Below are 7,583 nucleotides of genomic sequence, written 5' to 3'. Positions count from 1 at the left end.
GGGTGTCATGACCACTCACGGTGACGCCCCCAGCAACGAAGCCCCTAGCCAGGAAGGGTTATCAGGGGGTTCCAGTGCGGTGTTCACGATGAAGGAAGCCGCCGATGTGGCAGGTGTCAGCGTGAGCACCCTCCGCCGACGACGCTCCGAGCTGGAAGAAGCGGGGGCCTCCATTACCTCCGCCGGGTGGAAGGTGCCCATGACCGCGCTCATCGCCGTGGGCCTCATCCACAGCGAAGGGTTCCATGCCGCGCCGCCGGCCAGAGCATCGACGTCACCTGCTCAATCCCCGGATGAAGCAGAGAGCGCCGCGCGTCTACTCGAACGCGTCCGTGAGCTGGAAACTGAGGTCCAGGAATGGCGACGGCGCGCCGAAGTTGCTGAAGCACGAGCCGAAGAACGCCGACGAGCTCTCGACGCGCTCCAGATCGCGAATGAAACCGAGCGCATGGCGCTGCGCATGCTCACCGGGCAGAACTCCCACCCCACACAGGCCCCTGCTACTCCAGAATCTGTTCATCCCACGCCGAGGGCGGAGCCGGAAACGTCCCCGGAAACCGCCTCCCCCACGGCCCCTCCCGGGCCGCGCCGCGGGTTCTTCTCCCGCATCTTCTCGGCCTAAGACCAGCTAAAGGCCCCGCCCGCGTTCCTCCCGACCAGGACCGGGGCGACGAAGGTGCTGCGCCTGATCCAAAGGACGCAGCGGGACCACCCGCTGTTGCTGCTGGGGCCTCGGGGTTCGTTTCCGGGGTGCCGGGTTGTCCAGCTCCACGAACTTGCGGATCTGCTCCCACTCCGCGCGGCGTGCCGCCACCACCTGAGCCTGCTGCTCCTGCTGCTGCCGCACCGCGGCCACCGAGCGTTTACCGCGCCCCGGCTCACGGCGCCGCGGCGCGGTCTGCAACCCGTGCTCCAACTCCAGGCGGGTGCACGCGCCCTGCGCCGCGCGCCGGTCGTTGCGACCGTGCCACACCGTTCCCTCGTCACTGACCCGGCACACCACCACGTGCACGTGGTCATCGGCGTGGCGGACCATCACCCACGGGTGCTCCGCGAAACCCATTGACTCCGCGAAGCTCTGGCCTGCCTGCGCCCACTCCGCATCCGTCAACCGCCGATCCTCAACCGTGTTGCGCAGGGATGCCTGCCAGATCGGTTTCGTGATCTCCGGGCGGGTGCGCATCGCCGCGCGCATCTCCTTCACCCACGCCTTCTCATCCGCGTCCCCGGTCACGAACACGTTCCCGCCCACGACCACACCACCGGGATACCGGCCCCCGTTGCGTTCGTAGAAGTGCTCATTGGCATGCCCCGGCCCATGCAGGTAGGCACCGATGTTGCCCGGGTTCGACCCACGGGTGATCTTCGCGATCACGGCAGCTCCCTCCGTAACGCACCCAGTTGGCTCGCCAGAGCATCCACAGCCTCGTACAGCTGCGGGGTCGGGACGACCTGCCCCTGGTTCACCGCGCGCATCAACTGGTTCAGATTCGACCCCACCCGCGCCAAATCCGCCCGGATCCTCGCCAACTCCTGCACCTCACCCACCCCCGGGGTGTCAGCAGCAAGCTGCTCCTGGACTTGTTCCCGAGCCCACACCGAGACCCGCTGCCCGTCGGCGGCCTCCGTCCACGCCCGGTGCTCAGCCTCGGTCAACGACATCGACACCCGCCGAGTGCGCGGTTCCACCGCCACCGGCCGGCCCCCGGCCCCCCGCCTCGAAGGGGCCGGCTCCGCCTCGGTTGGTTCCGGGCCCGGTGGGGTGAGGGGCTGCTCCTCGAGCAGCTCCTCCCACCGATTCCCGGACCCCGACGGGACCGTGCCCGGCGAGGTCGAACGACGTGAGAACAAGCCCAACGGGACCACCCTTCCGAGACCCCGCCAAGGGGTCGAGACCAGCCCTCCGCAGGAGCAAGGGGATTGACCGGAACGGGAACACCTGGCAGCGAGGAACGAGCGGTGCGCCAGGTTTTCCGTTACGGACAATCATACCTTGCATCCCCGTTTCTGCGCCCCGACGAAGGAGGATCACAGCGCGCTGGAACGGGGGGCGTGGTGGTGCCCTGGGCCTGACCGACGCAGGAGGACAGAGCCAGGCCCAGGGCACCACCACGCATCGTCTGCAGCGCAGCGGAAGACGATCCCCCGCCTGCCCAAGGTGGGGTGCGTGATCGAGGTTCTTCCTCGGTCACCGACCAGCCCGGAGGGCCTGGTCGTGTAGGTGGCGGGGAGAGGAGCTCGCTTCGCTCGCACTCATTCTTGTCCTGCCCTCCGCTCTTCCCCAGTTCGTTCTGTGGTGCTGTTTGGGAGTGGACCAACCGGCCAGCCTGGGAGGGAGTGAGGGAGCGGAGGGCAGGGGGATGCCTTAAACGCTCCCGGGGCACACCTTCGGTGAGGAAGGGGTGGGTGGGGAACGTCTAAGGCATCTCGAAAACACGGTGCGGATCAGCCCGGTCGGTCGATCGGTCGCATCGGTTGACCACCTTCACAGGTGGTTGAAGAAGGCCCACGGCATTACTCGTGGACAGTGGCGGCATGTGCGCACAGCTCCGGTACTCGGCTCGTGGCAGGGCTGCTGTCCACGAGCGGCACTGTAGGGCTTGGCACTCCTTCGCTGCCCAGGTCTTGCGATCCCTGGTGACGGCCCCCGTCTGTGCGCTCGGCAAAAGGAACCGGCTCTGACCCGGGGAGCACCGCGTATGAGGCGGCTGGTGATGTTGATGCGTGGCCGCGTCTCAGGCCACACCCAGGTCTTCCATCGCTGGGCGCTCCATTGCACCTGTTGGCGCAGGCGCTAGAATGGACTCACTGTTTAAGTGCAACTTCAGGATAGGCCCCGTTGGCGCGGGGCCTTCCGCATGTCTACGGGCGTGTCGCTGAACGCGTCGTTGCTGCGCCCCTGTATCGAGGTGGCGCGCCAACACGTTTGATTCGTTCCTCGCACTCCACCCAGCGAGACAGGAACAGGTCTTGGGGCTCTAGGGCAAGCGCCCTGCTGGCCATCAGACCTGCCCCCCCCCCCCCCGGGGGGGGGGAGCGGGAGCTATCTCTCCCAGGGCAGATCCACGTCCGGAACCCAAACTCTCAGCAAGAGGGAGACCCCCAGCCACAGCCATCTCAGGAGAGAGACCGAGATCCTCCTCGGCGGATGAGCATCCGAGGACTCTGCATCGTTGGCAGAGACGTGCGCTGCCAACGCAGCAACCTGCCTCTCCAGCTCAGCCACACGCCACTCTAAAAACTGCACCCTCATCGCATCAGACATCTTCTATATCCTCTCAATCTTCTAGATTTTTCGTCCCCCGATCGATCTATATATAAGATAGACGGGACAAGAGAGGCTCGTCAAGTCCATACAAAAAATATCTAGAAAAATCTTCTTGGATGTGGCTGGGGCCTGCCCAACCCATCCATGGCAAGGGGGCCGGTGCTTCCCTGCAGCCCTCCTGTCATCCGAACCAAGGAGAGCAAACGACGGCGGGGGTGGGTCACACCATGGTGTGACCCACCCCCGCCGTCTCGTTGAAGTAGCTCAGGCAGCGTGCCCGCGGAGGGAGTCCCATGCCTGGTAGTAAGAATTGAAGTCTCGGTCGGTCTCTCCGCGACGTTCCACGAAGTTCTCTTCGCCCTCATGAGCGCGTCCGATGTAGAAGTGGTAGTAGCCGCCGTTGACCGGCCTGTCTTGCACTACCTCCCCCATCTGCGCTGCGGTCAGCACGAAGAACAGAGGAGTCCCCTGCTCGTTCTCGGCTGAGAACACAAACGCCTCATAATGCCCGCTATCAATATCCTGGGGACTGATCGTGTACCACGCCGAAAACGTCTTGCCGTCTTGTTGGTAGTCCCTGCTGGTGGCGAGGTAGAACGGGTGGGAGACCCCATCTTCATCTACCGCACGCAAGGCGTTGCGCCCACGGTTGCCCCGTCCTTCCACACGGAGACCCGTAGCGTCCTCCTCCAGACGACGCCCGAGGGTGTCCAAAGCTAGCTGGCGCGTCGAAGGGCGATCAGGCTCCGCCTGGACATCTGTCTCCGGAGGAGTCGTACCAGCGCTCTTCGCAGGTTCCTGCACCCCGCCGGCAGCGAGCTGCTGCTCCAACTCGTCCAGACGACGCTCGAGCATCGTCACTCGGCCCACCATCTCCATCAGAATCTTGTCGTTGGACACGGCTTCCTCCTGCTTCGATATTTCACCATTTGGCCTGCGCTTCGATCGATACCCCCTATTATAAACAATATTTTTCCCCATAGTCAAACCATATGTATTAGATTTTTTCGGATGAACAACCTGTTCGCGCAGGTCAGAGTCAATGGCTGGAAGAGGTGCTCTAGATGGCTTGGCGAGACAGAAAGGCCCCCTCATGGGCCGTGAGATCGCGAAGCCTCCGATAAAGGGTTGCCCTCGACATCCCAAGGTCCCGGGCGACCTGGGCCGCCGATTGGCCAGCGTCGATCAGCCGGCGGGCGCTGCGGATCTGGGAGTCTGTGAATTGCTGACGCCGGCCCCCAAGATCCCCGCCAGCAGCACGACGCTTGGCCACCGAGTCAGTGACCCGCTCCCGCTTGATCTCCAGCTCCATTTGAGCCAACGCAGCCATCACCGTGAACACCATCGACCCCATCGGCGTCGAGGTATCCACCTGGCCCCCGCCGAGGTTGAGCACCCGCAACCCCACACCCTCCTCACGCAGGCGCTCAGCGAGCTCAAGCATGTTCTGGGTGGAGCGGCCCAACCGGTCCAAGGTCATCACCACCAAAGTGTCCCCACCCTGGAGAGCACCCACAGCCTGATCAAAGCCCGGACGAGACGCCCGGGCGCCCGAGACCCCGTGATCCACGTAGAGGTCATCCCGACGCACCCCTGCTCCCAGCAGGTCCATCACCTGCCGATCCTCATGCTGGCTCCTCGTGGACACCCGCGCGTACCCAATCAGCTTCCCCACGTCCCGCCTCCGCCTTCTGCTTGTCTCACAACCAACCACCAGCACCCCGATCGGGGCGACTGGTTGAAAGACAACGCTACGAGACAGGGCGCGACCCGGGGTTCCAGGCCACGCTTACAACGTCATGAGACGTCTTGCAACCCATGCCTTACAAGTCAGAAGACCACCGTTCTAGGATGTAGGGGCACCCAGAAGATCCTCCCGCTTCTCCCTTCCCAGCACATGAGCCCTGCGAACCCAGACATCCTCACCTCCCTCCTCCTCAGCGTCCTGCTGCTGGTAAGTGGCTACCTCCTAGGGACGACCGTGTTGATCGCAGTGGCCCTCCCCCGGTACCTACGGGACCGGAGGGCTACGGGAATTTCCAACGATTTTTCCGATGATCGCCCAGGATTTGACACAACCTCGCCTAGGCCGTAGATTAATTATTAGTTGTTGAAGTTTCGTTTTTATGTTGAGCTTTGCCCACCCACCTGGGTTGGTTGTTTTTCTGAAGAAACGTTTATGGCAAGCATCGCAACGCCTGAGCCCCTGAAATTCAGGACGCGCTCCCTTTCTGACAGAAAGACAGGTCTCACATGACTACTGGCACCGTTAAATGGTTCAACGCTGACAAGGGCTTCGGCTTCATCGCCCCCGACGACGGCTCTGATGACGTCTTCGCACACTTCTCGGGCATCAACTCCGGCGGCTACCGTTCTTTGGACGAGGGCGCCAAGGTTGAGTTCGACGTCACGAACGGTGATCGAGGCCTCCAAGCCACGAACATCTCCGTTCTGTCCTGACCCACTTCGTGGCAGGTTGACCTGCGAACAGGATCCCTGTTCGACGGTCTATGAGTAAGGGCTCTCCACCGCTCGGTAGAGGGCCCTTAGTCATACCCGCAGCTCACCCACACACCCGTGGCTGACCCCCCTTCAAGAGCTTAGGCGAGGGAACCCGGGAGTAGCAGTCACCGGATGGGCGATAGCGTGCCTGCCTCGGGGATCCGCGGAACCGCAGGTGAGAGGACTAGGACATGGAAAACGACGTTGAACTTACTTCTGAAGATATGGAACTAGCCAACCAACTTGTTCGTCAGGCTAGAGAACATTTCAAATCCCATCCTCAAGACCATTACTGGGACAGCACTGGGATCACCGGAAAAATATATGTGGAAGTCATGCATCACCACACCGGCGTCGAAAACCTTAACGTCATGACGGCCCGTGCACCTCATCCTGGCGATGCAACCACTGCCTTCATTGCCCAGGACAACAGTAGGAACCACGCGCAGGGGTAGCGGTAGGGCGACAGGACACCCTCGCCAAGCCATGATCTTCCTGAAGGACCTGGTCCTGGATATCTATCTGCATCTGGAAGCGACGGCGGGTACCTGTAGTGCCGGCTACTGCTTAGGGGCAGGTTTGCGAACAAGCTTCTTACTACCCTCGAGGTACACGAGATCGAACCCACAGCTGTGGATGAGCTCCGTCAGGTCTTCTCCGGGGTCCGAGGGCAGCAACACCGCGCACATCGCCGGTGGCGGAATGATGTGCCGGCGGTAGTCCAGTAGCTGGCCGATAGCTTCCCGCACTTTCGCCCGAGCCACCGTGCCCTTGGCCTCGTAGAGCTCCCGGTGCTTCTCATCCCACGTGTCTGTCAGCAGGGGCTTGCTCTGCCCACGAATCGTGATCTTTAGCCGCTTCGCTGTCACCCCCTGGCGAGCGAGCTCTTCCACAAGGAGCTTCTCGACCGCTCGCTCACGACGGTAGGCCGTACCCGCTTGCCTCGCAGCGACACCGAACTCGTCCACGTGGTGACCTTCAGCAGCCACTACCTTCACCGTTGTCGCTGCGGTCGGTGTCTCGGCCCGGGGGTGAGGACCTTCCTCTGGAGAGGCCGCTGCAGCTCGCCCGTCTGCGCGGATGAGACGGAACACGATCGCGGATCGAAGCTCGCCGGCCTGATCGGGACCGTCCTCTCGACGCCACCCCTGCTCGGGGTCCAGGGAGAACTCGCCTTCATAGCGGTGCTGGATCGCGGTAGAGCCCTGCGACGTTCCGGCTGCCCTGAACAAGTGGATGGTTTTTCCTGTACGTGCCGCGTCCCGTAGAGCGAGGTTGCCGCGGGTGAACTGGTGGTCCCCTTCTTGGCCCTCACCGGTGTAGTAGAAGACCTGCTGGGAGTCATCTGCCCACCCGTCCCAGTGGTACCCGGGCCCCTTTCCAGCCTTCACATCGGAGAACACGAGGATCTCCTTCGTCTGGGACGGGGTCACGATCCCTGACTGGCGTTGACCACCGCGACCTCGACGCAGCTGATCGCGGGTGTAGAGCTGACCGGCTTCCAGGGCCACAGGTTCCGTGTTCTCCATGCGCCCACCGTAGAGAGTCGCTACCCCAAGGGGTCATGCATCCTGGCAACTCGTGTGCGTGTCGCTGAGCCTTAGCCGTCGATCCTATGCAGGACCCAATTGGTCACTGATCCACCTCTCAGAAGTTCTATACGGGGGTATCAAGGAACCCCATGACGGGGTTCCAGGAGGGGTGTCATGACCACTCACGGTGACGCCCCCAGCAACGAAGCCCCTAGCCAGGAAGGGTTATCAGGGGGTTCCAGTGCGGTGTTCACGATGAAGGAAGCCGCCGATGTGGCAGG

General features: G+C 62.9%; 8 protein-coding genes. 3 read left to right on the top strand and 5 right to left on the bottom strand.

Annotated elements, in window-relative coordinates:
• Window positions 1-622: hypothetical protein (locus CWC38_RS12060; RefSeq protein WP_206059895.1), on the top strand; the 622-nt coding region annotated here is incomplete at its 5' end.
• 6 nt (window positions 623-628) lie between these two features.
• On the opposite strand, the gene CWC38_RS10265 is transcribed toward CWC38_RS12060, so the two are convergent.
• The 4 genes from CWC38_RS10265 to CWC38_RS10245 all read right to left on the bottom strand — a co-directional run bounded on the left by CWC38_RS10265 (window position 629) and on the right by CWC38_RS10245 (window position 4,943).
• Window positions 629-1,375: a relaxase/mobilization nuclease domain-containing protein gene (locus CWC38_RS10265; protein WP_121846645.1), complete on the bottom strand. Its 747-nt coding sequence runs from the start codon at window positions 1,373-1,375 to the stop codon at window positions 629-631.
• Window positions 1,372-1,662, bottom strand: coding sequence for a plasmid mobilization relaxosome protein MobC (mobC, locus tag CWC38_RS12460; RefSeq protein WP_240625213.1), 291 nt, complete (start codon window positions 1,660-1,662; stop codon window positions 1,372-1,374). Before mobC ends, CWC38_RS10265 begins: the two co-directional genes overlap by 4 nt.
• A gap of 1,870 nt (window positions 1,663-3,532) precedes the next feature.
• Window positions 3,533-4,168, bottom strand: a complete 636-nt coding sequence (locus CWC38_RS10250; protein ID WP_121846643.1) for a hypothetical protein — start codon at window positions 4,166-4,168, stop codon at window positions 3,533-3,535.
• 160 nt (window positions 4,169-4,328) lie between these two features.
• Window positions 4,329-4,943 carry a recombinase family protein gene (locus CWC38_RS10245; protein WP_121846642.1) on the bottom strand — a complete coding sequence of 205 codons (615 nt, stop codon included), beginning with the start codon at window positions 4,941-4,943 and terminating at the stop codon, window positions 4,329-4,331.
• A 578-nt stretch (window positions 4,944-5,521) separates the two neighbouring features.
• Between CWC38_RS10245 and CWC38_RS10240 the strand changes: the two genes are divergently transcribed.
• The gene (locus CWC38_RS10240) at window positions 5,522-5,728 is read left to right on the top strand and encodes a cold-shock protein (protein WP_121846641.1); all 207 of its coding nucleotides are present in this window, start codon (window positions 5,522-5,524) and stop codon (window positions 5,726-5,728) included.
• Window positions 5,729-5,961: 233 nt separating this feature from the next.
• Entirely contained in the window at window positions 5,962-6,225 is a 264-nt protein-coding gene (locus CWC38_RS12055) for a hypothetical protein (RefSeq protein ID WP_124106163.1), read from the top strand.
• Between the two features lie 105 nt (window positions 6,226-6,330).
• Here the strand turns inward: CWC38_RS12055 and CWC38_RS10235 are convergent, their stop codons facing one another.
• Window positions 6,331-7,299 carry an SRA domain-containing endonuclease gene (locus CWC38_RS10235; protein ID WP_124106162.1) on the bottom strand — a complete coding sequence of 323 codons (969 nt, stop codon included), beginning with the start codon at window positions 7,297-7,299 and terminating at the stop codon, window positions 6,331-6,333.
• Window positions 7,300-7,583 lie beyond the last annotated feature (284 nt).

Origin of the sequence: Kocuria tytonicola (assembly GCF_003687455.1) — a bacterium.
In the GTDB taxonomy this organism is placed as follows: Bacteria; Actinomycetota; Actinomycetes; order Actinomycetales; family Micrococcaceae; genus Kocuria; species Kocuria tytonicola.
Note: the sequence above shows the minus strand (reverse complement) of the source record. Positions and strands in the feature narration are given on the sequence as shown.

Bases quoted from the DNA above. Each gene is read 5' to 3' on its own strand.
- CWC38_RS12055 (WP_124106163.1), top strand. From the start codon at position 5,962: ATGGAAAACGACGTTGAACTTACTTCTGAAGATATGGAACTAGCCAAC.
- mobC (WP_240625213.1), bottom strand. From the start codon at position 1,662: ATGTCGTTGACCGAGGCTGAGCACCGGGCGTGGACGGAGGCCGCCGAC.
- CWC38_RS10240 (WP_121846641.1), top strand. From the start codon at position 5,522: ATGACTACTGGCACCGTTAAATGGTTCAACGCTGACAAGGGCTTCGGC.
- CWC38_RS10235 (WP_124106162.1), bottom strand. From the start codon at position 7,299: ATGGAGAACACGGAACCTGTGGCCCTGGAAGCCGGTCAGCTCTACACC.